Here is a 25,925-nt window from a genome sequence, read left to right as displayed (position 1 = left end):
AAGAATCTCTGATGCACCTCTTGCGTCCCCTGGGCCTCCAACGAGCGGAGGCCTTGGCGGGCGCGCTCGCGCGCGAAGCCGGCGCATCCAAAGGCCTTCACTACTCGCAAGTGTTGGCGCGCGCCCACGCACTGAGCGTTGCCCCTGTTGAGGGTCGGTTGGGCGATCTGGTTTGGCAGGTGCGCCAGCGGGAGCACGATGATGTGCCCCAAGTGGACCTGCGCTGGGGCTTGTATCGCCTGGGGTTCGACGCGCCCAGGCGGGACTCCACCCGGGACCTGGTGCGTGCTTACGGGAGGCGCTTGGCAGACCGTGACGAGCCGATGGTTTACAGCACCTTGGCAGAGAGGGTGGCTGGGTTGTCGATGGCAGAGCACGCCTCGCTCTTCCAAGGCATGGCGATGGCGGTGGAGGAAGCGCGGGCACGGCAGTCCGATGCAAACCGGTTGCGGGAGAACGCACCGTGGCAGGGCTGGCTCGTGGGGGCGTCCCGGGCGGGCCACGAAGCAGCACTGCTGGCCTGCATCGGCATGGGCGCGGACGCCCGGCTGCCCGATGCCAGCGGCAACACGCCCCTGCACCACGCGGCCCGGTTTGGTCACGCCTCGCTGGTCACGCCTCTGGTTGAAGCGGGCTCCGACGTGGCGGCCCTCAACGCCCACGGGTGGGCACCGCTCCACCTTGCCGCCCTTCACAAGCACGCCCGGGCCTGCCTCCACCTGATGGCCCACGGCGCCAATCCTGAGCAGCCAGGGTGGCGAGGGCGGACCCCAACGCGCATGCACCGACATGAGCAAACCCAAGCCCTTTGACGCGCTGGGTGACGTGCCCGGCAGCGTTGCGCCTTCCCAGCCGGTCCGATACTGGCACCGCGCCGTTCTTGCCGGTGCATTCGTTTTTGGCGTGGCCTACGTGGGGAGCATGGGCGTTGCCTGGCTCATCCCGAATCCCGATGGCACGCTGATCCGCTTCGCCGATGCCTTGAAAGGCGGTCTGGTAACTGCGTTTCACTTCCTGACCGTCGGCATCTCGGCTCGCGCTCCGGCACGGGAGTTCATCGAACTGGTGTCGTATCACCACCCGGCGGCGACGTGGACCCGGATCGGGGCGTCGCTTCTGCTGGCAGCGGGCCTTAGCCTACGCACGTTCCTCAAGGCAGCCGAGCCGGTGAGCAACACTTGGCATTTGTCCGGACCGCGGCTATTGGAAGGAAAGGAGGCCGTGGACGAAGCCCGGAACCGCTCGGTGACACCCAAGGAAGCCGAGGCGGATCCCTTCGCCCTGTCCCTCCATCCGGATCTGTTGTTGCCAAAAAAGCATTGGGCGCGCCATGTCCTGATCACCGGCTCGGTGGGTTCAGGCAAGAGCGTCATCCTCAAGCACATCCTGGAACAACTGACGCGAAAGAAGGGCGCAAAGTTGTTCCTTTACGACATCAAGGGTGATTTCACGTCGATCCTCAAAAGGCCCATCATCGTGTCGCCCTTCGATGCGCGATCCCACGTGTGGGACGTCGCCGCCGACGTGCGGACCCCAACCCAAGCGGCGGCGTTTGCTGCCTCGATCATCCCGGAGGGCGACGGCAACGCCAAGTTCTGGAGCATGGCCGCCCAGGACTTGTTGATCGGGTGCGTGCGCGAGCTCCAAAACACCCGGCCTGGCCAGTGGGGGTGGCCCGATCTGGCGGCCTTGGTGCGCCGCCCCGCCGCAGAGATGGCCGCAGGCATGCGCCCGCACTACCCCCGCGGCGCCGCACTGGTGCGTGACCCGGATAGTCAAACCACGTCCAGCGTGCTGTCTTCCTTGGGGGGCTTCACCCGCCTCATCGACGATCTGGCCACCGCATGGCCCAAGGTTGGCAAGCGCCGCTTCTCGATGACCGAGTGGATACGGGACGACTACAACGGGCGCAAGCAGGTCATTGTTCAATCCGGACCGGACCCAACCCTGACGAAAGCCTACATCGCCGCCATGATCAACGTGGCCGTGCCGGATCTCATTGGGCCAGGCTTGCCGGACAACGAGGGCGGGCGTGGGCTCTACTTCGTGTTCGATGAGCTGACCAGCGCAGGGCGCTTGAACATCGATCCCTTGCTGGCATTGGGGCGCAGCAAAGGCGTGGTGGCCATCATGGCGGTCCAGGATCACTCCCAGGTTGAGCTGGTTTACGGGGACAAGACCGCCCAGGCCTTCTCGTCGCTGGTGGGCACCCACGTGGTGTGCCAGGTGCAGATGGGGGCGACCCGGGACAAGCTGGCCAGCCAGCTCGTCAAGCGGAAAATCGCGTGGCGCGGGCACGAGGACAAAGCCCAGGTTCACGAGGAAAGCCGCGCCTTGGTTTCCAGCGGTGAGCTCACCGACCGGCTGGGCTTCCGAAACGGCAAGCGCTACGGTCCCGAGGGGTGGGGCATCGAGGCGATCGTGCAGATGGGCGGGGACGTCCTGTTGCTGACATGGCCAGGGAAAAACCATCCAATGGTTCGCGATGGGCAGGTGGCCGCTGCGTGGACCTCCAAGCCAGCCGGACCGGTGGCCGAGGCTGAAGGGCCGTCGCCGGCAACGTCCCCTTCAAACGCTGGCGCGTCGGCCTTCCCAACCACCGCCGAAGGCATCGATGCGGTGCAGCGGGTGTTGACCATGACACCCGAGGAAATCGACGCGCTATTCTCCCGTTAAACACCATGTAGGGAAGCAAGTATGGCAACGATCACCGTGCCGATTTGGAAGCCAGTCGCCGAATACGCTGTGAAGGCAGCCTTGACCTCGCGTTTTCGGGAGGAGCTGGACGAGGTGGCCAACAATCGAAAGGGCTCCACCAGTCGGATTTTTACTTTGGTCGTCCTGTATCCCGATAACACCAACACGGCGGACCAAAACGCGGTGGCCGTCATGACACAACAGGCGCCACCCAGGATGCTTGGGTATTTGCCACGGGAGGTGGCCGCAGAATATCGGCAGCGCATGGCTCAGGCCGGCTACGAACACATGGTGTCTGCGTGTGAGGCGGTTCTGTCCGGCGGGCTGGTGACCACGGACAAGGTTTACGACTACATCTTGGAAGTGGACCTGGACATGTCCATCGACCCGCATCCGGATCACCTCGTCATTCATCCCGAGATGGTCCGCCATACCGCTGACCCGGAGTTCAAGAAGGACACCGATGGGGCATATCGCTTCAAGTGCTGGATCCCGCACGACGCGGTGGGCCACCTCCATCCGAAACAGCGCACCAAGGGTTGGACCACGGACTCCTGGACCACGGTCAACTACTACCTTAGCAACGCGCAGAGCATCGGCTTGGGTTTCAAGGTGCTTTCGGTGCCCAAGTCCAAGCACGCGAGAGTCTTCGGCGAAGAGCCAGTAACCGCCGTCGTGGAGGAGATAAAACGCCGTTGGGTCACGCTGCGCCTGGAGAAGTAAACCCCCCTTGCGCATTGGTGGTTTTCTGGGACCTTGGTTCAATCAACATTCCAGGAGGTCCCTGTGATCAATTGCACCCGCATCGATGCCCGCGGCTACAACAAGCGCAACGGCAACATGTTCGACTACATGCTGGCCACCGAGCGCCTGTCCATCGACAGCGCCGTGGCTTACTACGCGGGCAGCGGTCCTGATCCGAGGCAGACGCTCAATTGGGGCGGCAGCCTTGCCGCCGAGCTCGGCCTGGAAGGGCGGCCGGTCACCCGCGAGGTGATGGAAAAGCTGGGGAAGGGCTTTTCACCCACCGGAAGGCCGTTGTGCAAAAACGCGGGCAAGGAGGCCCGATTGGTCATCAAGACGGATCGCTGGGGAAACGTGCGGTTGGACGACGACGGCAAGCCGATGGAGAAGTGGGAGGGCGGCCACCGGGTGGGGTTCGATCTGACCATTTCCGCCCCCGGGGACGTGAGCGTGGCGTTTGCCCTTGCGGATGAACGCGAGAAGCTAGCCATCTTGGAAGCGCACCGCCAGGCCTGCGCCGTGGCGATGCGCTACATCGAGAGCAAGGTAGAGACGCGCCGGGGGGAGGGAGGAAAAGAAGTCATTGGAACGCAAGGCCTGGTGTGGACTGCCGCTGACCACGTAAGCAACAGAAACGTGCAGTGCGATCTGCACACCCATCACCTTGCCTTTGGTGTTTCGAAGGGGGAGGACGGCCGTTGGGGCACGTTTGATGCCATCGAGATCTACCGCCACCGCCATGCGGCCGATCACCTCTACAAGGCCGAGCTCTACAGCGCGATGAAAGCGCTGGGCTATGGGATTCAGCGGGAGCACGAGGTGGACGTGATGGGGCGCGAGACGGGCCAGATCCTCACCACCATCGCCGGCATCGACCGTGAGCTCGTGCTCCAAGCGAAGACCCGTCGCCAGGAAATCTTGGACTACGTCAAAGAACACCCCGACGCCAGCCACGACGAGGCCTGCAAGGCCACCCGCAAAAAGAAGGAAGAACCGCCCTTCGAGCAGGTGGTCAAGGACTGGCAGCAAACCTTCGCCAACATTGCCCGAGAAAGGCCAGACCTGGTTCCCACCACCCAGTCGCTCAAGCAGACCCAAGGCCAGCATCTGGACCCGCATACGTTTGACGAGGTCTTGCAGCGCATGCACGAGAACGAGGCGATGTTCTGCGAGCATGACCTGGTCCGGGAGCTGGGGATGGAGTTCGCCGGGCAAAAGAACGCGGAGGAGATCCTCAATATGGTGAAGGAGTTCACCGAGCAGGACGACCTGGTGCGCGTGAAAGCCGAACACCTCCACGAAGACGATCGGGGCATTCGGTTGGCGCGCAAGCACCGGGAGGATCGCTTCTGCGCCACGTGGATGGTCGAATGGGAAGCCGAGATCATCCGTCGATCGAAGGAGCGGGAGAACGAGACGGACCTGAAGCTGTTCCGCTCCACCGTAGACCGGGAAATCGCCGCCTATGAGAAGCGAAAGGGGTTCACCCTCACAGAGGAGCAGAAAGCCGCCACCGGTCACCTCACCCACGGCACGGCCGGCGTGGGGGTCATGTCGGGGTTGGCTGGCACCGGCAAGACCACCGTGGCCGAGGTCTACAAGCAGTGCTTCGAAGCCGAAGGAAAGCAGTTGATGGGCTTGGCCGTGTCGGGTAAAGCCGCGGCTAAGCTGGAAGAAGAGTCCGGCATGCCCTGCATGTCCGTGGCGAAGTTCTTTTCCCAGGTGCGTCAGGGCAAGGTGGCGCTGACGAAGAGGGATGTGGTGGTGCTCGATGAAGCCGGCATGGTGGCTACCGATGACACCTTGAAGCTCATGACCTACTGCCAGGGGGTCGGTGCCAAGCTTGTCATGCAGGGAGACAGTGACCAGCTTCAGCCCATCGCTGCGGGCAACGGCTTTGAGCTGGCGAAAATGGCCTTGGGCGACACGAAGCTGACCGAGATTCGCCGGCAGAAGAACGCCGGTGACCTGATCACCGCCAACAGCTTCTACGAGCGGGACCACCAGGGGAAGGTCAAGGACATGCGCCGCGGGCACCGCAGCCGCCAAGGCACCTTTGATATGGGAACAGAGATCCTGAACAACCTCAAGCAACGCAACTGCATCGACGACTTCGGCACGGACAAACAGGCCATCAAAGCGTTGGTGGACGATTACTTGAAAGACAAGACGCCCATGGACGAAAAGCTGGTCTTGGCCCACACGCGCTCTGAAGTCAAAGCGCTCACCACGGGCATCCGAACGGGGCTTCAGAAACAAGGCGTGCTGGACAAGGAGGAGTTCACCTTCCGCTCGATCGTGAAAGGGCAGTGGGAGGACCTGACGCTCTCACGCCGCGATCGTGTGATGTTCACGGCGACCAACAACGACCTGGGCGTCATCAACGGCACCGAGGGCACGGTGGAGAGCATCCGGAAGGACAAGTCCGGTGGCTACGACGTGGTGGTGCGCATCGAGGGCTCGAATCCGAAGGAGAATGGGCGCATCGTGCAATTCAACACGAGCGAACACAATGCCTTGGCCCACCGGTATGCCATGACCGTCCACAAGGCGCAAGGACAAGGGAAATCCGAGGTTTACCACTTGGCCACGAACATGGGCATGCTCGACCAGCAGTCGGCTTTGGTGGCGTTCACCCGCCTCACCAAGGGCAGCTACCGCATGTATACGACCGACGAGATGATGGAGCGCATGGCCGAACGGCTGGGAACCGAACGGCACAAGGAGATGGCGCTGAGCGTCGGACTGTCCGAAACCCAAGCTGCTCCGGTGCGCAACCTGGTCCAAGACGTCGAGGAGCTGCTGGCAGGATTGAAACCGCAACCTCAGCTGCCGGGCATGCACGTGAAACAGCGCGAGATGAGGCTTACCCGGTGACGCATCGGGCCAGTGTCAATACGCTGATCACCACCACTACCCATGGCCACCACCCCACGCGTTCGGAGGGGGCTTTCACCGGTGTTCCCAGCTGCCACCGCCGTTGGTGGGCCAGCCATCGCACGTGCGGCGTTGCCCGCCGGTGCGGGTTGACCACGATCCCCGGTGGCTTGGCGTAGATGCGCCACCCCTCTCGGGAGGCCTTCACCCGCCACGCCTGCTCATACGCTTCGGCTTCCGCCCTGGTGGCGGTCACCACTTCCAGCGCATGGAACCGGAAGGGATGGTGCCAGCCGCCTTTGGGGGAGCGGTGCTGCTTCTCCCGCTGCTGCGGGTTCGAGCTTTGGCCAACGTAGCATCCCCCGTCGTCGAACAACAGGGCGTAAAGGGTGCGGGGCAGGGCGTGATACTTCTCGCTGCGTCCCAGGTTGTGGCGATGGGTCATGGTCTCTCCGTGAGTAAAACGACCCACTCACGAATAGATCAGAATTTGAAGTTGGCAAGCCTGCTGCGAAGGACGTGAGAGGCCACACGTCGCTTGCGTGTAATCTCTTCGCAGTTCATGGCGAGCATGGGGCGGGCGAGTGACCTTTAAGTTCCCGGTTGGACCTTCCAAGGGGCGTTGCAACATATGCGGGCAGGAAACCGACCTGACCGAAAACCACGTGCCGCCCAAGGCGTGGGCTCAAGGCATCGCTCTGAGGGTGTCCAGCGTCGCCGACGCAATCAGTGGAGAGAAGAAGCCGCGGTCCCACAAGATGCCCAATGGTGTTTGCTTCAGGAGCATCTGCAGGACCTGCAACGGCTCGGTGCTTTCTCGATACGACAAGGCGCTTGTATCGATGAGCCGGCAGGTAACGGAGATCTTGCGCGATCGAAGCAAGGTCACCTACTACCAGAGCATCCGCATCCAGCCGCAGCTTGTGGCAAGGGGAGTTCTGGGCCACATGTCATCGGTGGGCTTGAATCGCTACGAAGAACGCCACAGCCAGCACCTGTTCGATGACCGGTCAGATCTTCTACGCCAGGTTCGGCTTCACTACTGGGTGTATCCCTACAGCGGGAGAACGGTTCTTCGCGACTTCGGGCTGGGCATCTTGGGCGGGAAAGGCAGTTCGGCGATCTATGTCCTGAAGGCCTATCCGCTGGCCTTTGCAATGGTCTGGAACAGGGACTTTCAGTTCGAGGACTGGCAGCCGCAGAGCTTTGACCCGTTCGCTGGGTTCGAACCAGACCAAGAGGCGAACCTCCCGCTGGAGTTCGTGGGCCTGCCTGGACAGGTTTGGCCAGAGCACGTCCAGGGGAACACGTTCGCGCTCCTTCATTCCGATGGTGCGTTCGTGGCAACGGAGAAAGGACGGGGCTAGGTTTGGGCGGTTTCGGCTCTTCCGGAGCGGAGGGGCTGGGGATAGCAGCCGCGTTCCAAAGAAAAAGCCCGGGCTTTTCATATCGGTCAACGGGGGAGCGTGGCTCAACGCGCGTTCACCGGGTGTGCGGTGGGCAGCTGGCTAGCCGCTACCGCAATGGTCGTCTGATACACCACTTCGTGTGCCACGCCGATAGCGACACCAAGCGGATGCTTCTTTAAGCGATAAATCGTGCTCTTGAAGCGTTCAATTGTCTTTCTTACAACATTCTTCTTTTTCATTTTTGGTTCCTTGTAATTGTTTTTATCAACACATTTGACTTCTTCCTTTGCCTTCAGGTTAACCACCCATCGTCTGAGGGCTTTCAGAGCGATGGCAAACGACGTTACGACCATTGCGACAACCCAGGACTCGCACCCGGAACTGTCCACAAATTCGGATGAGGCGATTATACGGCGAAAGAGGAAGCTTTTCAACGAAAACAATTGTATTTGAATTGTTTTTGTGCTTGGAGTTCGCGAACAAGGGCCCCGAAGGGCCCTTGCCGAGATACGATCACCTCCTTTCGCCGCTGACATTCTTTGATTCGTTACCAGCCAATGGCCCAGGCTGCGCCCACGGCCGTGTCCCGCCCGCTGCGGGAAACCCCGATCGAGAAAGCCGATGGGGATCCGCGTGGGGTGGTCACGTCGCGGGTGTAGCCGATGGAAATGGCGGCTTGGCCGCTGCAGCCACCGACGCCCACGGCCAGGCGGTTTCGGTTTTCTCCGTGGATAGCCGACGTCGAGGTGGCCATCTGGGCGTTGGCTTGGGCCATGGCGCACACACCGCTCACCCGCTTGCCGAGCTGGCGAAAACGGCGGTCCGTCAGGTTCCAGCGGTCGTCTTGCTCCCGCTGGTAATCCCACAATTGGCCACCGTTGATCGCGTCCGTGGACCCTGGAGCGATCGCTCCTGCAGCCACCCCGGTTACCCGCTGGTTGCCGGCGTTGATCCCGGATCGGGTGACCGATGGGCCGCCCTGGACGGTGAAGCCGTCGCTGTTGTGGATGGCCTTGGCCACTTGGACCGAGCCCTGCTCGGAAAGCTCAATGGTGTCTTTCAAGGCAACGGTTTGGGTGCCGTCCCCGTTGTCCGTGACCTCGATGTTTGCCCCGGCCACCGTGGTGCTGCTTCCTCCGTCCTTACCGTCCTGGCCTGCTGGGCCTTGCGGACCGGCGGGTCCCTGTGGACCGGTGCCGCCACCACCGCTGCCAGGGTTCTGCTCCAGTTGGTGAACGCGCCCATCGAGATCGTAGATGGCGCCGGCAACGGTGCTGTAATGTTTCCCGCTGATCAGCTGGTAATTCGGAGCCACGATCACACCGGTTACTACGGTAGCGCCAGCGCCCAAGGTTTCCACGGCGGTCCGCAGTTGGCTGACGACCACGGCGTCGTTGTTCGCCTGCCCCAGGGCAACTTGCGTCAAGCGTCGGTTACCTACAGCAACCGTGTTCTCTTGTTCGCAGGTCGTGCCCGTGCCCAAGGCGACGCAGCCTTTGGCGTTGGCTTTCGCGCTGAGCCCAAAGGCTGCGGCATTTTCTGCGTTGGCTTGACTGCCGGGGCCTACGGCGGTGCCTCCAATTTCAGCAGCAAGGGCGTGTCCACCAACCGCCAAGGTGCTGAGTGCCGTTGCTTTCGCATACTGACCAAAAGCCGCAGCGTCGCTCGCGGTTGCTTCGGCATACGCTCCCGCGGCCGTGGAGTTCCCCACCGTCGCACGACTAAAAGCCCCAAAAGAAGAGGTATTGCACCCTTGTGCAGAGGCGTAAGCACCCGCTGCGGTCGCACCAATGCAGTGGCCAGTAGGGGTGGGCCCACCATCCGCATCTGCGGAGTAGCCAAGCGCGGTGTTGCCGCCTCCTTTTGCACCGGCCAGATCGCCCACTGCCGTGGCACCTAACTCAGTCGCATCTGCACCGTTGCCCACTTGAACCTGGGCTTGCGCCGTGCCAGCAACAAGGCCTGCCAGCAAAGCGCAGTGGATGAGGGAGCGTTTCATGGGGTGGCCTCCTGGGTATGAAATGAGTGAGCGTGTGCACTCACGAATAGATCAGATCCTGGAATGCGCAAGCCCCCCAACGAAACTTCCCGGCGCAACGGCAGGAGGGGCCGTTGCGCCGGGAAGCGGTGGGGCCGACTATTCCCCACCCCTGTTCTTCTACGACAGGGAAAAAATTCCGCAAGCCCCCTTGCGCGTTTTCGATTCTCCGCTTGCATGGATGTATCGCTCATGTGAGTAAGGAGGCCTACTCATGATTCAACGCTTGTTGCTTGCGCTGGCACTGGCCAGCGCTCCCATCATGGTTCACGCCCACGCGCCAGCCACCGATTCCGTTGAGGTCCACGGGAAAAAGCCAGGGTTTTTCAAACGCCTGTTCCACCGCCACAAAGACGCCCCGCAGTGGGACGGTGTCCAGCCCGAGCTTCGCTCAACGCTGGAACGGATCGCCTTGCAGATGAAGGGCGAGGGCTACGACCTGCGGCTGATGGAGGGCTACCGGTCTGAAAAGCGCCAGGCCGCGCTGCTCGCTAGCCGAAAGGGCGTGACCCAGGTGGGGCCAGGCAGCAGCTGCCACAACCACGGCTGGGCGGCGGATATGGTTATCTACAGGCGCGGCCGTCCATCCTGGGACCTGAGGGACGAGCAGGTGCGGCAGGGTTACCAGCGCTTCGGTCAGCTGGCCCAGCAGGCGGGATTGAGGTGGGGTGGGGCTTGGAAGAGCTTCCAGGACATGCCCCACGTCGAGATGCGCAGCGAGTGCCTGGTAGCCATTCGTGGCGGATCTGCCCCCCGCCGATCAATGCAAACAGTGATTGCCAAGGCGGAGTCAGTGTCTGACCTACCGAGAGCACCTCGGTGGGCCTGGAGCGCCGATTCCGAGCTGGCGCCGGACTGGGCGTGCGAGTCCGTGCTTTGCAGTGCGTCTTGGGCGACGGTGAGCCGGCCATGGAGCTATGGCGTAAGGCCGCCGTTGAAAGGACTCCGTCCAGAACCGTTTGCTGAGGCGTCCTGTCCCATGGCCCCAATTGCCCTGAGACATACATGAGGATGCGGTCCACCGGATTGCTTCCCTTTTCGGCGGAGAGTGGGGGCGAACGGGTCATCTGCCCTGATCGCGCCGGTTTGGAGAAGATCGAGATTGGCGATCCCAAGGGCGGCAAAAACGGCTGGATCCGTTGCACCGCAAGGGGTATGCTCATCGCGGGCACATTCCAGGGCACCACCCAGATTGGTGAAACCCAAGCCGCCCAAGGGGTGAGGGCACTTCTCAAGGAAGTCCCACTCTCTCCGCCAGTTGTTTCAAAGAGCCCCTGGAAACAGGGGCTTTTTTGTTTTTCCCGCCTTGCTGCCCGTCAGTTCATCAATTCAGCTACTTGGTTCCAGGGAGGGGCGGCAGTCGTGCAGAGCACGCATGCTGCCAAGACAACACACTGACGGTTGGAAATGGAACACTCTACTCAATAGCAATCGTAATCACGTCGTACACTCATGCTCAGTCTGCAGCAGGCTGCGCAGGATTCCTACAGCATTCATTGGAGGAGGCTAGGTGAAAACAGGCGCTATTTACGTGAGTGTGTTCGGGCTCCTCTTGGGGAGTGTTGTGTCCACCACTGCACTTGCTCAGAAGGATGTTTCTGAAAGTGAGAAACTGAAGGGACTGGATGAGGAGACTGCGGTTGCAGTCAGCTCCCTCCTTTCCAGAGTCAAGTCTCTATCGGTTGATGAGGCAATCAGACGGATTCAGCTGGAGGCAGCAGTGGTGCCCAGCATCCAGGACATTCGTCGAGAGTACGCCGGGCGCTTGACGGAAATCAGCATTGAGCAGTCGCCTGACTTTCATGTTTCGGTGAAGCTCAAGGGAGATGGTGCTGTTGCAGGGCGGCAATGGACGACGGCGGCTGGTAAAGCGCGTGTCGAGTTCTCCACTGGGCACCTCTTCACGGAGGAGGAGTTCACCAAGCAACTGAAGGAAATTCGGCTGGCAGCACAGTCAGCTATCCCGGGATTCGTTGGATTGACCGGATATGCGGGAGATAACGAGGCTGAGGTCAGAATACGTGGGGATGAACAGGACGCCCAGAAATATATGGGAATCCTGTCCAAGCTCGAACGTGCCTATCGCGTAAAGCTCCGTTTCAAGACATCGGACGTTCCTGAAAGCAATTCCATATATGCAATCGGCGGAGCCGTACTGCAGTCAAACAATTCATACTGCACCACCGGATTTACGGTGAAGCACACGGCTACAGGTCTAAAGGGAATCATAACGGCGGCGCATTGCCCCGACGACGTCATCTATGGCAACTATGGGAGTAGCCAGAACGGGACCTTGGTTACGTTCCCCTTGATATTCCAGGATCAAAGGAACGATGCGCAAACCGATGTGCAGTGGCATCGAATTCCATCTCCGCACATTCCTTTGCTGGAGACGTACGCGTCGTCAACCGTGTCCACGCGCTTTATTTCGAACGTTTACAATGTTCCAGCGAAAGACGGTACCATCTGCTTCCGTGGCTCGCGTAGCGGATACAGCTGTGGAATAGTCACGTCGGTTGCGCATAGTCCTGGAAATATTTGTGGGCCCACCGAGTCTATGCAATGCGATGAGGTCTGGTTCAAGGTAGAGGGAAGTTCGCTCGCCTGTGGTGGTGGCGACAGCGGTGCTGCAATGTTCTTCCAGAACACCGGTTATGGCATTGTCAAGTCTGCGCGCTCGGACACACCGCTGCCGGGCGAGTGCAAGTCGCTCACCGGAATGCCGTTCAGTCGCGTCAGGGCTTGGGGGTTCCAGCCCAACTAGAGACCGACCTCAACAAGCTTCTCTGATTGGTTGAGCCGTGTATTGATCTCCATACGGTCTGTGCAGCTGGCGACGTCGCTGGTACCAGCGACGTCGGCTACATGGCCGGCGTTCTCTTCGCCAGAATCATGAAATGGCCCCTGGGAGCAGGGGCCTTTTTTTCTGCCTCCGCAGCTGCTGTCCAGCCATCGAACCATCAGGCCAGCTTGCACGGCTTGGTATGGGCGGGCGCATATGGGTGTAGCTGAACGCGCTTACCTGCGTCGCTCACCCTTCGGCTTGTTGTGGCACAACGGGTAACTGGAGCACGACCGGAAAGCCCCATGCGGCCCATTGCGGTCCACAAACACGCCCACCTTGCACACTGGGCAGCGTTCTTCATTGATGGCCGCGCCTGAAATTGCGGTTACTTTCACAGCCCCGTCCTTCACCAGCTCATCCAGGAACGGCGAGCGCTTCCCCTGCAGGGTGAACATGGCCACCGACCGTCGCGCCCGCGTCAGCGCGACATAGAACAACCGCCGTTCTTCGCTCAGTGGGTAGGTATCCCCATCCGGCATTGCCAGGGAAAGCACCGGGTCATCCGCGCGCAGGCTCGGGAAGCTGCGGTTGATCATGCCCGGCAGGATCACGTAGTCCGCTTCGCGCCCCTTCGATCGATGTGCGGTCAGGAATTCGACCTCCATCGTGCTGCCGAAGGCTGTCTTCCAATCCGAAGGCATCGCGCTGCGATCGGCGCGGTAGCGCCCCAGGATGAAGACCGTCACGCGTCCGTTGCGCCCTTGCGGCACCGCCCCGGACAACAACTGCTGATGCAGCTTGGCGAGGTACTGGCGAACGCCATCCTGCACCTCCTCACGCCGATTCATCTGGAGCGCCTGCAGCACCGGGCCCATGGCCGTTGCAGCTGAGCGAACTGCTTTGGCGATTTGCGCGGGGTTGCGGCTGATGAAGCGGCTGGACACATCGCACAGCGCCTGTGGGCAGCGGAACGTCTGTTCCAGTTTCAGCACCTGGCCATGGCCCATCCACTCGCGGAATCCGGTCATCACCGAAACGTCGGCCCCGGCGAAGCGGTTGATCGACTGCCAGTCATCGCCCACTGCAAACAGATAGCGGCCCGGTTGGCTGACCAATGCACGGCAGAGGCGTGCGCGGGCGCGCGAAGCGTCCTGGAATTCATCGGCCATCACCAGCTCGTAAGGCGATTCGTAGCGGCCCTGTTCCAGCAGCCCGGCCGCCATGTTGAGCATGTCCTCGAAGTCGATGCCGCGCTCCTCAGCCAGTGCGTTGTCCCAGGCTTGGAAAACCGGCCCTGCGATTTCCAGGAAGCGACGGTGTCGCTCCTTGAACTGATCCTCGGGCATCTGCCGCAGGCGCGCGGCCATGTCATCCAGCGTCAGGCAGTTGCTCTTGGCATGGGCAATGAAGGTGCGCATCAAGCCGATCAGGTCCGCGTCCGGCATCGGCTTGGCGCCCTGCTCGGGGAGCTCGCGGTCCGGATTCGGGTCGAGCTCGATGTCGCACTCGCCAAGCTTCTCTGCGAGGTCCAGCAGGGCATGCCCGCTGCGCAGGCCAAAGGATGTCGTCTCGACAAGGGCCGTGCCGCGTGCCACATGCTGCTGGCGCTTCCAGTGCATCCCTTCGCTGTAGTTGGCAATGTGCTTCGGCGGCTGACCATCAGCATCCAGCGCAAAGTGCTCGTGATACAGCCCGGCGTCCGGGTAATAGAAGTCGGGGCGATACTGGCGATGGGTGTCTGTCGCGGTGTCGAACTCGTAGCGTCGCTCGTAGTCGTACGTCACGCCGTTGTAGAAGAGCCAGTCGGCGATGACGCACTCTTCCAGGCTCTTCACCCGTTCCCCCTGCAGGGTACGGATGTAGGGCGTGCCATCGCGGTCGTAGCCATCGGCCTCCATTTCCGCGCCGAATGGCGGCAGGTCGCGCCCGAATACCAGGCGGAACATATCCCACTGGGTGCGGAAGTGGGTCGAGCGATCCTTCAGATCGTCCACCAGTTCGGCCAGCTTGTTGAAGCCCAGCGTGGCGTCAGTGGTCCATTCGGGGATGTCGGGCTTGCGTCCGGTGGCCTTGGCGACGATGGCCAGGCCGAGGGCGTGGAAGGTCCGGGCTTCAACCACGGTGTCGCCCATGCCGAGCCGGTCGAAGCATTGCTGCGCGCGCTCTTCAAGCTCCCTGGCGGCGTCCTTGTTGAATGCGAGCATCAGGATCCGTTCGGGTTCGACAAAGCCGCGATCAATGGCATAAGCGGCCTTGGCGACCATGGTGGAGGTCTTGCCAGAGCCAGCGGAGGCGACGACCTGCACGCGGTTGTCGAAACAGATGACGGCGCGGGCCTGTTCGTCGGTCAGCGGCTTGCTCTCGACCCGGTCCAGGAAGTCCTTGGTCAGTACCCGTTCGCGCGCTGCCATGGTTGCGTTGGCGTCGGCCCACGCCTCGGGCCAGTCCAGCTGCCAGTCGCCCAGGGCGTCCAGTGCTGCACGGTGGCTGGGCGAATGCAGGTCCTCGTGCACATCCTCATCCAGGAACAATTGTTCCAGCTCGCGCGGCCGGAGCGGCAGGGCGGGGCGACCGGCCAGCAGTGCCTGCTGTTGTTCGTGCGTGATCCAGCGGCGGCCGGTGCTGCCCCGGTCGATGAGGGCATCTGCCTCGGCCAGCCACGACTGGATCTGCTCCAGAATCGTGTCGAACAGTGCCTTGCGCCCGCGCGTGGTACCCGTAAAGCGCACCTGCTGCAGCGCTGCCGCAAGCCGGGAAGCCTGGCTGTTGGACAGTCCATCCATGGTCAGCACGCCGTCGCCCTGGGTCTGCAGGACGACTTTGGCCCAGAAGAGTCCAGGGATGACCTGCATGCGCTCGTCGTCAGCTACGTGTTGCCGGTACTGGCGACCTTCAATCAAAAGCTCAACATGTTTGCCGTCAAGTCGCAGCCACCAGTTCGGCGAGCGGGTCACACGTAGGCCCCAGCCCGAGGGGCGCCATTCCATAGACATCCAGATACTGCCTTGCGTACGTCAACTGGGCTTGCAGAGCCCTTACCCCTCCATGATAAGGGGCCTTGACCACGCGCGTGGCCTTTCGCTTCATGGTCGGCCGTGCGACCGGTTTCATTGACGTGGGCGAAGGCCGTTGCCAGCATGAAGCCTGTGGATGTGGACGCCGATCATGGAAATCGACTGGAACAGTGTGGGTACCTTGAAGCACACCGTCGGCGGCTACGATATCCGCACGGATGCACTGAAGATTCTGGTGACCGCTGCAATGCAGGGGCACGAAGGTGATGCCTCGCAGATGCGCATCGAAATGGAGGACGGCGTCGTGTTTCTGCCAGACGAGATCAGGCGCCTGGCACTGGCGCGGAGTCGCATCCGCTAGCCTCGCCGATCGGCACTGGACCTGGTTGCCCTGCGGCAGCTCCAGGTGCCAGCACCTGCCGGCACGGAATCACTCGTAGACGCGGTCCTGCCTTGTTGGAGGCACCTCAACCAGGTCTCCCCGCCGGATCAGCTCATCCAGATCCACTGCCGATGCCGCCAATGCCTCCTGGGCATCGAAATCCCATTTATTCCTGTACTCACGTGCCAGGAGATCGCAGACCGCCTTGGCGCGCTGGTAGGCATCACTCTTCGCGTCATCCTGCATCAGCTCATCGCGATGGATCTGGCAGAGCATCAGCTGGTGTGCGTCCTCACCGCGCTCGCGCTCCCAGGCAATGTCGGGCAGGCCGGAAAGAGCGGTCGCAAGTGCGAGTGCAGTCATTGACATGGCGGTGTCCACAGTCGGCGGAAACCTGAGCGTATGCGAGCAGCAGTGGCAAGCGGCCATTGCTGCGCGCATGGTTTCACGGCATGTTCACCATTCGTTGCCGGATGGAATCCGCTGGGGAGGCTTCCTCAGGCATTCACATCCACCACTATCCGCCCACGCACCTTGCCCGGAATGATCTGCTCGTAAACCTCAAGCACGTCGGCAAGCCCAATCAGCTGCACCGTGCTTTCAAGCTTCTGCGGATCCAGGTCGGTGGCAAGCCGGTCCCACGCGCGCTGGCGGACGTCCTGCGGCGCATTCACCGAATCCACGCCCGCAAGGGTCACGTTGCGCAGGATGAAAGGCAGCACCGAGCCGTGCAGCGCGTCGCTCTGCGTCAGGCCGCACGCGGCCACGGCACCGCGGTACTTGGTCTCGGCGATGGCGTTGACGAGGGTAGGGCCGCCGGCCACATCCACCACGCCGGCCCAGCGTTCGGCGCTCACCGGCCGGTCGCGTGGTTCCGAAAGCTGCGCGCGGTCGATGATTTCGCTCGCACCCAGGTTGTGCAGATACTCAGCATGCTCCGGGCGCCCGGTGGCGGCCACCACGCGATAGCCCAGCTTTGAAAGGATCGCCACCGCAATCGAGCCGACACCGCCGTTGGCGCCGGTCACCAGCACATCGCCCTTGTCGGGCGTCACGCCGGCATGTTCCAGGGCCAGCACGCACAGCATGGCGGTATAGCCCGCTGTGCCGATGGCCATGGCGTCGCGGGTGCTCAGGTTGCCGGGAATCCGGTTGAGCCATTCGCCGCGCACACGGGCGCGCTGTGCAAGGCCGCCGTGGTGACTCATGCTCAGGCCCCAGCCATTGAGCACAACGCGGTCGCCTGGCTTGAAGTCGGCCCTGCTGGATTCCAGCACCACGCCTGCCAGATCGATGCCGGGAATGAGCGGGAACGTCCGGATGACCGGGCTCTTGCCGGTGAGGGCAAGCGCATCCTTGTAGTTGAGCGTGGAGTACTCGACCTGCACCAGGACGTCGCCGTCCATCAGATCGGCCTCATCAAAATCGACCAGATCGGTCGATACCTGGTTGTTTGTCTTGCGGGCGAGCAGTGCTTTGAACGTCATGGAGGGGCTCACATTCAAGGAATGGGGCCATGCTAGGCTCGCACCGCTATTGCAACAAGAACGATGATTTTCCGTAGGTACTATGGTTTTCCGGAGTATGCATGCGTAGCAAGCGTTGGGATGGCAAGAGCGGTTGCGCCGTGGAGGTCACGCTGTCGGTCATGGGTGGCGTGTGGAAGCCTGTCATCCTCTTCCACCTGATGACCGGCAAGCGTCGCTTCATGGAGCTGACGCGGCGGGTGCCCAACGCCACCCAGTCCATGCTGACCAGCCAACTGCGGGAACTGGAAGCTGACGGGGTGGTGATCCGCCATGTCTATGCAGAGGTGCCACCGAAGGTCGAGTACGAGCTGTCCGAATTCGGGCGCACGCTGGTGCCGGTGCTGCTGGCCATGCGCGAGTGGGGCGAAACCTATCGTGGCCATAGAAGCACGGACAGCGACTGCTGAGGTCTGAAGCGTAGCGCCGAGTGTGGTCGACATGGCCCGCGCACCCCGCAGCGTTTCGGAGGCCACAGCAATCGCGGTAGTGCAGGAGGCAGCGCATGTGGGGCGCTGCCTCGCTTCGTGAAGGGCGGCGAGCAGGATATCGAAGTGCAGGCGCGCGAAAATAACGCGATGCGGATGGGATGAAATCACTCCGCCCACGCGTATGGAACCTCTTCAGTAGCAAGGGGGCAGCGCGTGGCAGCCAATGCCAGCCCCCGAAATGGGGGCCGGCACACATCACGGCAGTGCGTGACTTACGGGATGGTGCAGCCGCTGTTCCGCAGGCAGCGGGCAAAAGCCGGGTAGCACACCTTCTCGCCATTGCCCGCTGCGAGGCAGGCCTCGTACGCGGTGTAGCACGGGGTACAGCGGGACTGCGCGGAGGCACTGCCGATTCCCAGGGTCAGTGCAGCAGCCGCAATAGCAACAGACAGCTTGAATCCAATCTTCATGCTTCACTCCGTTGATAGCCCTCCTTGGGCACCTCGGAGGCTAACGTGGGAAGAGGGTGTATTCAACCCGCACCGCGCCCGGATGGGTATCCATCTTCAGCGCCCCGCCCTGGATTTACTTTGTTGGCGCGTCTGCAGTCTGAGCGGCCACCATGGCTTGTTGCATCTCTTTCAGCGACAGATAGCCATCACCATCGGTGTCCAGGCCCGCGAAGTACTTCGCGATCTCCGGCACCACGTTGGCTTCCTCCTTGCTGATCCTGCCGTCTTTGTTCCTGTCCATCGCGGAAAACGCGGCGTCGATGGAATCGGCCTGCTTGCTGAAACGTTCCTGCTGAAATGTCGCGTACTCGACCTTGTCAACGCGTCCGTCGTTGTTGGCATCCATGGCGGTGAATGTGGCGTCGATGTAGGCCTTCTTCGGGTCGGTCGGTGAGGCCTGGGCCAGCAACGGAGCAGCGCACAGCGCGATCAACAGAGTGATCCTGGTCATGGGTGGTTTTTCCTTGAGAGATACAAGTCAGCGGCAGGGATAGGTGTAGCCGTCGGCGCCGCGATAGGTGTCGTTGCGGCGGTCGTAGTTGCCGTAGCGGTTCATGCAGTAGTCGGCGCGCTCGCGGGTCTCACGCTCGCGTTTGGCGGCAGCGGCAATCACGCCGGCCACCACCGCTGCACCTACCACGCCCACCACGACACCGGCGGTCTTGGCATCGTGCCGGCGCTCGCGTTCGCGCTCATGATTCCGCTCACGTTCGCGCCGTTCCCATGCATCGCGCTCCCGATCGCGGTAGTCCTGGTTCCACTGCGGGTTGTAGCGGTCGCCACGCTGCGCATGGGCGTCACCGGCGTACGGCATCAACACCAGCTGCGCAGCGACCGCCAGAATCAGCGCGGTTCTTCCTGTCTTCAGAAACATCGTCCAGCTCCTGTGCGGACATCGTTGGTAGCCGTAGTACACCCTGCAGACATTGCGCGAACCTGCCGTCAGGGCGAGCAATTGCAGCGGCTATCGAACCAGCGCCTCCACAGGATCCAGCTGTGCGGCACGGCGTGCCGGCAGGAAGCCGAAACCAACGCCGATCAGGCTGGAACACACGAATGCAGCCAGAATCGAATTGACGGAGAACACCAGGCTGAAGCCCGCATCGGCCAGCTCCATCACCGCGCCCAGCGCCAGCGCCACGCCGATGCCGAGCACGCCACCGAGCAGGCAGACCAGCACCGATTCGATCAGGAACTGCTGCAGGATGTCGCTGCGTCGCGCGCCCACCGCCATGCGCACGCCGATCTCGCGGGTTCGCTCGGTCACCGAGACCAGCATGATGTTCATGACCCCGATTCCGCCCACCACCAGTGCGATGGCAGCGATGGAGCTGATCATCATGGTCAGGATGCCGGTGGTCTGTTCAATGGATCTACGGATCTGCGCGTTGTTGCTCATGTAGAAATCGGTGCTGCCGTGGCGGCGAGTCAGCAGTCGCCCGATGGCCTGCTCAGCCGCTTCCATGCTGATCGCATCCGAGACGCGCACGGTGATGCTGGAGACGTGGCTCTGCCCCAGTACGCGCGCCATTGCGGTGGTGTAGGGCAGCCATACCCGCAGCAGCGATGCATCACCGGCCGCACCGGCGTCCTTCTTCACCACACCCACCACGCGCACCGGAACATTGCCCAGCAGCAGGGTCTGCCCGATCGGGTTGTCGGTCGCGGCGAAGAAGCGTGCGCGGGTATTGGCGTCGATCACCACCACCTGCTGGTAGCCGGCCACGCCGGGTGGACCGAAGAAGGCGCCCTCGCCGAGCTTCAGGCCATGCACGCGGAAGTACTGCTCGCTGACGCCCTGCACCTGCACACTGGCAGAGCGATTGCCGCGCAGGGCGGTGCCGCTGCTGGCAACACCCGGGGTGGCGCTGTCCACGAATGGCTGCCGGGCCAGGGCCACGCTGTCGCCGGGGGTGAGTGTTTCCACCCGCGCCGAGTGCAGGTCGCCAAAACCGGAACCGGGATAGATCTCGATCGTGTTGGTACCCAACGAGGAGATGTTGGACAGGATGGCCTGCCGTGCACCGGTGCCCAGTGCTACCACCGCCACGACCGAAGCAATGCCGATGATGATTCCGAGCATGGTCAGGAAGGTGCGCATGCGGTGGGCGTTCATCGCGCGCAGTGCCATGCGGAAGGCTTCAGCGAACCGGTCCCGCCAGACCTGCCAGCCGCTGCTACCCACGGATTGGGGCACGGCTGGCGTCGCCACGCCCGCTGCCAGAGCAGTACCGGTTGCACGATCATCCACGATCCGCCCATCGCGGATTTCGATGATGCGCTGCGCATGCTCGGCCACGGCCATGTCATGCGTGACCAGCACCACGGTATGACCCTCCGCGTGCAGCTCGCCGAGGATCTTCATCACCTCTTTGCCGGAATGCGTATCCAGCGCACCTGTGGGTTCGTCGGCGAAGATCACCGCGCCACCATTCATCAGCGCACGCGCAATCGAAACGCGTTGCTGCTGGCCGCCCGAGAGCTCGCCAGGGAGATGCTGCATACGCTCGCCCAGACCCAGCCGCGACAGCAGGGTGGCTGCCCGTGCATGGCGTGCTTCGGCAGGCATGCCGGCGTAGATCGCAGGCACCTCCACATTGCTCAGTGCAGTCAGATCGGTCAGCAGGTGGTAGCGCTGGAAGATGAAGCCGAAGTGCTCGCGGCGTAGTTCGGCCAGTTCATCAGGCGACATCTGCGCGGTCTCGCGCTCGGCGATCTGATAGACGCCAGCGGAAGGGCGATCCAGGCAACCCAGGATGTTCATCAGCGTGGACTTGCCCGAACCGGATTGGCCTACGATGGCCACCAGTTCACCTGCGTGAATATCCAGGTCGATGCCGTCGAGTACCACCAGTGTCTGCTCGCCCGCAGCAAATTCACGGCGTACGCCGCGAACGCGCAGCAGTGGCTCGGTCATGGTCGTACTCATTTGGGCTGAGCGGGTGCGTTGGTGGTTTCGACGTTGGCCTGCGCCAGCACGACCTGTTCGCCTTCGTTCAGCCCGTCGCGTACTTCCACCTGGATCTGGTCATCCAGCCCGGTGGTGATGCGCCGCGTGCTGGCGCGGCCGTCGGCACCACGGACCTGCACGCTGTAGCTGCCATCGACGGCGCGCGCACCCAATGCGGCCGAGGGAATGGTCAGTACGTCGTTGGCGCGGCCCAGCACGATGCGAACCTGCGCGGTCATGTAGCTGCGCAGGCGGCCATCGGCGTTGTCCACGTCGAACTGGCCGTTGTAGTACATGGCCGTGCGGCTGCCACCCGACACCGCCGGTGCGGCGAGGCTGGAACTGTCTTCGTAGGTGATCGATTCCGGTGCTGGCGCTATATCCCGAAGCCTGCTGCTGTAGCGGCGACCGGCATCACCAAGAATGGTGAAGAACGCCTCCTGCCCAACAGAGGTGTGTACGACGTCAGCCTCGGAGATCTCGGCGTACACCGTCATCACGTCCTGATTGCCCAGCATCACGATGGTCGGTGCGCTCTGCACCGCATTCACGGTCTGCCCCTGGCGCGCGACCACGGCCAGTACGGTGCCGTCGGTGGGGGCGGTGATGCGGGTGTACTCCAGATTGGTCTGCGCGACATCGACGTCGGTCTGTCGACGCGCAACTTCACCGTCCAACGCGGCGATCTGTTCACGGGTGGCGTCGACCTTGGCCTTGGCTGCATCGAAGTCGGCGCGGGCCACCAGTTGCGCGGCAGCCAGTTGCTGCTGCCGATGCAGTGTCAACTCGAACTGGTGCAGGTCGGTCGCCAGTGCATCGCGGTTGGCGCGCGCGGTGCGCTGTGCGGCCTGCGCGCTCAGCAATGCATTGCGCTGAGTACGCGAATCGATATCGGCGATGGGATCGCCGGCTTTCACTTTGTCGCCCAGTTTCACATGCAGGGTGTCGATGCGGCCGGAGACCTGCGCACCCACGCTGACCAGCCGCGAGGGCTTCAGCGTGCCAGTGGCTTCCACCACCTGTTCGATGTTGCCTCGAACGACGGGTGCAACCTGCAGTTGCGGTGGTGGTGTCGGCCGCAACCATGCGGACAGAATCAGTGCGCTGCACAGCAGGGCGGTAGCAATCATGAGCGCGCGGCGGCGCTTGCGTGGTGCGGCGCTCATCGTCGCAGCATCCAGTAGAGACAGGTCATCGCGGGTCCTCGCGGCAGTAGAGACACACGTCTGACGTGGCAGACGGGGTTGGCCGTCGAGTCTCGATGCGCTGGGTTGCGTGAACCTTGCGGGGCTATCGCTGTGTCAGCGTGCGGCAGGAAGGGCGAGCAATGCTACGGCGATGAACTGCAGGGCGCTACCGAGAACCAGCAGTGCATTGCGCAGCCGGTGACCTGCCAATCGCGCAGCGAGGAGTTGACTCACCGCGCCGGCCAACAACCAGAAGAATGCTGGAACAGGCAGCTTCGTCATTCCTGCACCGATGGCGATCAGCAGTGCGCTGGCAATCATCATCCCGGTGGCATGACCATCCAGGACGCGCAGCAGTGGTGACATCGGGCGCGAGGTTGCCGCGCGCCATGCCGCCAACCCATGCAGCGCGGCATGCACGACAATGAACAGGAGCACAGCAGCGGCCGCCGCAGCGCTGGCGTGCCTATACGTTGAAGCCACCAGTGCAATGCCGGGCAGCAGCAGGAACAGGGCGCCGAACAGCCGCATCAATACACCTGCGCGCTCGGTTTCGGGAACCGCCCGCAGCCAATGCGGCCAAAGTTCCAGGCCGAGTGCACGGCCAGTGCGCGGGTGGCGATTCCATGCGGCAGCGGTAAGGCCCGGCGAGTTCCGCGGTGGCACAGTGCGCGTGGAAGAGGACGGTGGAGGAGCTCCCTGGGTCACATGCAGGCTTCCTGTCAGATCGGAACGCGGTGGCACGGCAGGTGCCACACCCCGATGCTGTGCAGCGAACATTGCCGCAACCTTGCCTGTCCTCGCTACCGGCTTCGCATGGACAGGTGCCAGTTACACAGGTGCATGCGGTGTGTTCAGTGCTCCAGCGGTGGCGCGCTGGTTACGCCCGGGTGCAGTGGAAACTCAACACGGATCAATGCACCACCGCCAGGCGCATCCAGAATCGTGACGTGGCCGCCGTGGCGGTCGATCACCTGGCGCACCAGGTTCAACCCCAGTCCTGCGCCTGTCTGCCGCGGGCGCAGCCGCTGGAAGGGTTCGAAAACCCGTTCGCGCTGGTCGACCGGTATGCCGGGGCCGTCGTCCTCGACCTCCAGGCAGCTGCCCTGAACGCGCACGATGATCTGGCGTCCGCCATGTTCGGCAGCATTCAGCACCAGGTTGGAGATTACCCGCTCCACTGCGCCGGTCTCGCCGAACACCGGGAAGTGCGATTCCACCGCCACGGCTACGGTCTTGTCCGACTGGATCAACAGCGGCGCCAGATCGGCGGCCACCCGTTTGGCCACCCGCGCCAGGTTGATGGTTTCCTTCGGCCCGTCTTCGTCCATGCGGTGCAGATCCAGCAACTGCTCTGCCAGCGTCGCCAACCGTGCCACTTCCACGGCCAGGTTGCGCGAGGTGGCGTCGTCGGCCGCATCGACCTTCACCCTCAGAATCGCAATGGGGGTGCGCAGCTCATGCGCGGCGGCGGCGATGAAGCGGCGTTGCCGCTCGTGCCCCTCGTCCAGCCGCTCCAGTGCTTCATTCACCGCCGTCACCAACGGAGCGATCTCCACCGGCACCGCGGTTTCTGTCAGGCGGACACCGCGCCGACTGGCGGAGATGTTGCGGGCTTCCTGGGCGATGCGCTCCACCCCGGCCAAAGCTCGTCTTACGATGATCGGTGTCAGGACGATGGTGGCCAGGCCCAGCAGCAGGAAGATCGGCAGGGTGATGATGTGTGCCGCCAACGCCATCTGCCAGGTCAGCGTATCGGTTTCGCCATGGGCCATGATGGTCAGCTTGCCCGCCGGCCCGCTGTGCTGGCGGACCACGACGGCCAGGCCATCGCTGCGGTCGCGCCCGCGCAGGTCGCCAAAGGGGATGCCATCCAGTGCGCCAACCAGCGAGGCATAGGCCGGCGGCACAGGCCCGAACGTAACGTGGTGGCCGTGCTCATCCTCGGCGATGAACCATGCACCGGGAACGACCTTCAGCAGTTCGGCCAGTTCCGGCGTGTTCTGCACGTAGAGGTCGCCATTGCGGTCGCGGTGCACCGCGTCGGCCGCCACCGGCGCGAAGGTCTGGATGGTGTAGTAGCCACCGCTGTCGGCACGTATCAGCACCATCAGCAGCGCGAAGAACGCCACCAGCAACGCCAGCAGCTGATAGATCAGCGTTTTGACGATCAACGGGCGCTTCAGCGAGGGACGACGCGCCATTACTTGGCTTCCCGCATCAGATAGCCGACGCCACGGATGGCGTGTATCTCTACTCCTGCATCGGCATCGGCCAGCTTGCGGCGAAGGCGCGAGACGTGCGAGTCGAGCGTGTTGGAATGGATGCCGTCATCGAATCCATACACCGCCATCTCAATCGATTCGCGCAGCACGGTGCGCCCCAGCCGCCGGGCCAACGCGGTCAGCACACGGATCTCGCGGCGCGGCAGCTCAAGCCGTTGCCCACCCACACTGGCTTCACCCGATGCCGGGTCGAACACCAACCGGCCGATGCTGACCAGTTCCACCTGCATGCCGCTCGGCCGGCGCCCTGCAGCGCGGATGCGGGCGAACAGTTCCTCAAGTGCGAAGGGCTTGGTCAGATAGTCGTCCGCGCCCTCATCCAGGCCGGCGATGCGGTCCGGCAGCTGGCCCAGCGCGCTCAGCACGATGATCGGCACCCCGGGGTTGCGCTCACGCAGCAGGGAAATCAATCCCAGCCCGTCACCGTCGGGCAGGGTGCGGTCCAGCAGCACCAGATTGTGCGATCCGCACAGGGCCGCTTCGCGGGCCAGCGCCAGCGTGTTGGCCAGGTCCACCACGTAGCGCTCGCGCTGCAGGGCGGATTTCAGGGTGGCGGCCAGTTCGGCTTCGTCTTCGATCAGCAGGATGTGCATCGGCAGGGCTTGGGCAGGAAGGGCGTGGCAGGGCGGTTCGGCACGCGCCGGCACCGTATTACAGGAACATTGCGTGAACATGGCGTGCCTTCCCGATCTTCCGCACGGCTGTGGTGACGCAGGAAACACGCTGTCGGCGCAAGGTTCGCGCAATCCAGGCACTCCAGCCTTGGCGCCCACTCGCTGCCCCCCAATCCCTGGAGTACCCATGAAGTTGTTCGTTCCGTTGTTGCTCGTGGCCGCGTTGGGTGGCTGTACCACCGCGAAGATGACCGTTACCCCTGATGGCCGGCGCGGCGTCTCCATCGACTGCAGCGGCTCCAGTTCATGGAGTGGCTGCTACGAAAAGGCCGGACAGATGTGCCCAGGCGGCTATGTAGTCTTCAGCAAGGATGGCGACGACGGCAACGCCATCGCGGTGGGCAACAAGAATGGCTTCACTTCCACCCAGATGGCCACCCGCTCGATGCTGGTGGCCTGCTCGCACTGACACCC

General features: G+C 62.8%; 25 protein-coding genes. 11 read left to right on the top strand and 14 right to left on the bottom strand.

Annotated elements, in window-relative coordinates; genetic code table 11:
* The first annotated feature begins 53 nt into the window (after positions 1-53).
* The 4 genes from ACZK2R_RS13950 to mobF all read left to right on the top strand — a co-directional run bounded on the left by ACZK2R_RS13950 (position 54) and on the right by mobF (position 6,318).
* Positions 54-812: an ankyrin repeat domain-containing protein gene (locus tag ACZK2R_RS13950; protein ID WP_478487324.1), complete on the top strand. Its 759-nt coding sequence runs from the start codon at positions 54-56 to the stop codon at positions 810-812.
* Complete coding sequence (locus tag ACZK2R_RS13945) at positions 790-2,676, top strand: helicase HerA-like domain-containing protein (RefSeq protein ID WP_478487323.1); 1,887 nt, start codon at positions 790-792, stop codon at positions 2,674-2,676. The genes ACZK2R_RS13950 and ACZK2R_RS13945 overlap by 23 nt, the downstream gene beginning before the upstream one ends.
* Before the next feature lie 21 nt (positions 2,677-2,697).
* Positions 2,698-3,420, top strand: coding sequence for an HIRAN domain-containing protein (locus tag ACZK2R_RS13940; RefSeq protein ID WP_164078626.1), 723 nt, complete (start codon positions 2,698-2,700; stop codon positions 3,418-3,420).
* 63 nt (positions 3,421-3,483) lie between these two features.
* A complete protein-coding gene (gene mobF / locus ACZK2R_RS13935) occupies positions 3,484-6,318 on the top strand; it encodes a MobF family relaxase (RefSeq protein ID WP_478487321.1) in 2,835 nt (944 codons plus the stop codon).
* Here mobF and ACZK2R_RS13930 read toward each other — a convergent pair.
* Complete coding sequence (locus ACZK2R_RS13930) at positions 6,308-6,763, bottom strand: GIY-YIG nuclease family protein (protein WP_107432775.1); 456 nt, start codon at positions 6,761-6,763, stop codon at positions 6,308-6,310. The two genes, mobF and ACZK2R_RS13930, sit on opposite strands and share 11 nt — an antisense overlap.
* Before the next feature lie 139 nt (positions 6,764-6,902).
* On the opposite strand from ACZK2R_RS13930, the gene ACZK2R_RS13925 reads away from it, so the two are divergent.
* Positions 6,903-7,685, top strand: coding sequence for a hypothetical protein (locus ACZK2R_RS13925; protein ID WP_180843104.1), 783 nt, complete (start codon positions 6,903-6,905; stop codon positions 7,683-7,685).
* Positions 7,686-7,789: 104 nt separating this feature from the next.
* On the opposite strand, the gene ACZK2R_RS13920 is transcribed toward ACZK2R_RS13925, so the two are convergent.
* Together ACZK2R_RS13920 and ACZK2R_RS13915 are read right to left on the bottom strand one after the other, a co-directional pair.
* Positions 7,790-7,966: a hypothetical protein gene (locus ACZK2R_RS13920; protein WP_005410152.1), complete on the bottom strand. Its 177-nt coding sequence runs from the start codon at positions 7,964-7,966 to the stop codon at positions 7,790-7,792.
* A gap of 308 nt (positions 7,967-8,274) precedes the next feature.
* The gene (locus ACZK2R_RS13915; RefSeq protein ID WP_478487318.1) at positions 8,275-9,726 is read right to left on the bottom strand and encodes an adhesin; all 1,452 of its coding nucleotides are present in this window, start codon (positions 9,724-9,726) and stop codon (positions 8,275-8,277) included.
* Between the two features lie 253 nt (positions 9,727-9,979).
* Here ACZK2R_RS13915 and ACZK2R_RS13910 point away from each other — a divergent pair, with 253 nt between their 5' ends.
* The 3 genes from ACZK2R_RS13910 to ACZK2R_RS13900 all read left to right on the top strand — a co-directional run bounded on the left by ACZK2R_RS13910 (position 9,980) and on the right by ACZK2R_RS13900 (position 12,529).
* A complete protein-coding gene (locus tag ACZK2R_RS13910; protein WP_478487317.1) occupies positions 9,980-10,774 on the top strand; it encodes a M15 family metallopeptidase in 795 nt (264 codons plus the stop codon).
* Positions 10,771-11,163: a hypothetical protein gene (locus ACZK2R_RS13905; RefSeq protein WP_478487315.1), complete on the top strand. Its 393-nt coding sequence runs from the start codon at positions 10,771-10,773 to the stop codon at positions 11,161-11,163. The genes ACZK2R_RS13910 and ACZK2R_RS13905 overlap by 4 nt, the downstream gene beginning before the upstream one ends.
* A gap of 112 nt (positions 11,164-11,275) precedes the next feature.
* A complete protein-coding gene (locus ACZK2R_RS13900; protein ID WP_180837944.1) occupies positions 11,276-12,529 on the top strand; it encodes a chymotrypsin family serine protease in 1,254 nt (417 codons plus the stop codon).
* A gap of 254 nt (positions 12,530-12,783) precedes the next feature.
* Here ACZK2R_RS13900 and ACZK2R_RS13895 read toward each other — a convergent pair whose 3' ends face one another.
* Positions 12,784-15,537 (bottom strand): UvrD-helicase domain-containing protein, encoded by a 2,754-nt coding sequence (locus ACZK2R_RS13895; protein ID WP_180837954.1) that lies wholly within the window; start codon positions 15,535-15,537, stop codon positions 12,784-12,786.
* 163 nt (positions 15,538-15,700) lie between these two features.
* Between ACZK2R_RS13895 and ACZK2R_RS13890 the strand changes: the two genes are divergently transcribed.
* Complete coding sequence (locus ACZK2R_RS13890) at positions 15,701-15,925, top strand: hypothetical protein (protein WP_049463017.1); 225 nt, start codon at positions 15,701-15,703, stop codon at positions 15,923-15,925.
* A gap of 69 nt (positions 15,926-15,994) precedes the next feature.
* Here ACZK2R_RS13890 and ACZK2R_RS13885 read toward each other — a convergent pair whose 3' ends face one another.
* Positions 15,995-16,315 carry a hypothetical protein gene (locus ACZK2R_RS13885; RefSeq protein WP_049463018.1) on the bottom strand — a complete coding sequence of 107 codons (321 nt, stop codon included), beginning with the start codon at positions 16,313-16,315 and terminating at the stop codon, positions 15,995-15,997.
* A 128-nt stretch (positions 16,316-16,443) separates the two neighbouring features.
* On the bottom strand, positions 16,444-17,433 hold the full coding sequence (acuI, locus tag ACZK2R_RS13880; RefSeq protein ID WP_125893950.1) for an acrylyl-CoA reductase (NADPH): 990 nt from the start codon (positions 17,431-17,433) through the stop codon (positions 16,444-16,446).
* Between the two features lie 101 nt (positions 17,434-17,534).
* Here acuI and ACZK2R_RS13875 point away from each other — a divergent pair, with 101 nt between their 5' ends.
* Positions 17,535-17,882 carry a winged helix-turn-helix transcriptional regulator gene (locus ACZK2R_RS13875; RefSeq protein WP_125893886.1) on the top strand — a complete coding sequence of 116 codons (348 nt, stop codon included), beginning with the start codon at positions 17,535-17,537 and terminating at the stop codon, positions 17,880-17,882.
* Between the two features lie 293 nt (positions 17,883-18,175).
* On the opposite strand, the gene ACZK2R_RS13870 is transcribed toward ACZK2R_RS13875, so the two are convergent.
* The 8 genes from ACZK2R_RS13870 to ACZK2R_RS13835 all read right to left on the bottom strand — a co-directional run bounded on the left by ACZK2R_RS13870 (position 18,176) and on the right by ACZK2R_RS13835 (position 25,430).
* Complete coding sequence (locus ACZK2R_RS13870; RefSeq protein WP_032128612.1) at positions 18,176-18,373, bottom strand: hypothetical protein; 198 nt, start codon at positions 18,371-18,373, stop codon at positions 18,176-18,178.
* 115 nt (positions 18,374-18,488) lie between these two features.
* Positions 18,489-18,866: an EF-hand domain-containing protein gene (locus ACZK2R_RS13865; protein ID WP_125893888.1), complete on the bottom strand. Its 378-nt coding sequence runs from the start codon at positions 18,864-18,866 to the stop codon at positions 18,489-18,491.
* A 27-nt stretch (positions 18,867-18,893) separates the two neighbouring features.
* Positions 18,894-19,289 carry a hypothetical protein gene (locus ACZK2R_RS13860; RefSeq protein ID WP_049398244.1) on the bottom strand — a complete coding sequence of 132 codons (396 nt, stop codon included), beginning with the start codon at positions 19,287-19,289 and terminating at the stop codon, positions 18,894-18,896.
* Positions 19,290-19,379: 90 nt separating this feature from the next.
* Positions 19,380-21,344, bottom strand: coding sequence for a MacB family efflux pump subunit (locus tag ACZK2R_RS13855; RefSeq protein ID WP_125893890.1), 1,965 nt, complete (start codon positions 21,342-21,344; stop codon positions 19,380-19,382).
* Positions 21,341-22,531, bottom strand: a complete 1,191-nt coding sequence (locus ACZK2R_RS13850) for an efflux RND transporter periplasmic adaptor subunit (protein WP_125893892.1) — start codon at positions 22,529-22,531, stop codon at positions 21,341-21,343. Before ACZK2R_RS13850 ends, ACZK2R_RS13855 begins: the two co-directional genes overlap by 4 nt.
* Before the next feature lie 135 nt (positions 22,532-22,666).
* On the bottom strand, positions 22,667-23,083 hold the full coding sequence (locus ACZK2R_RS13845) for a hypothetical protein (RefSeq protein WP_125893894.1): 417 nt from the start codon (positions 23,081-23,083) through the stop codon (positions 22,667-22,669).
* A gap of 323 nt (positions 23,084-23,406) precedes the next feature.
* Entirely contained in the window at positions 23,407-24,756 is a 1,350-nt protein-coding gene (locus ACZK2R_RS13840) for a sensor histidine kinase (RefSeq protein ID WP_032128607.1), read from the bottom strand.
* A complete protein-coding gene (locus tag ACZK2R_RS13835) occupies positions 24,756-25,430 on the bottom strand; it encodes a response regulator transcription factor (RefSeq protein WP_125893896.1) in 675 nt (224 codons plus the stop codon). Before ACZK2R_RS13835 ends, ACZK2R_RS13840 begins: the two co-directional genes overlap by 1 nt.
* A gap of 208 nt (positions 25,431-25,638) precedes the next feature.
* On the opposite strand from ACZK2R_RS13835, the gene ACZK2R_RS13830 reads away from it, so the two are divergent.
* Positions 25,639-25,920 carry a hypothetical protein gene (locus ACZK2R_RS13830; protein WP_071227584.1) on the top strand — a complete coding sequence of 94 codons (282 nt, stop codon included), beginning with the start codon at positions 25,639-25,641 and terminating at the stop codon, positions 25,918-25,920.
* Positions 25,921-25,925 lie beyond the last annotated feature (5 nt).

The sequence above is a fragment of the Stenotrophomonas sp. 96582_Sma genome (assembly GCF_056480905.1).
The sequence above is the reverse complement of the archived record's forward strand: the minus strand, read 5'-3'. Positions and strand labels throughout refer to the sequence as shown.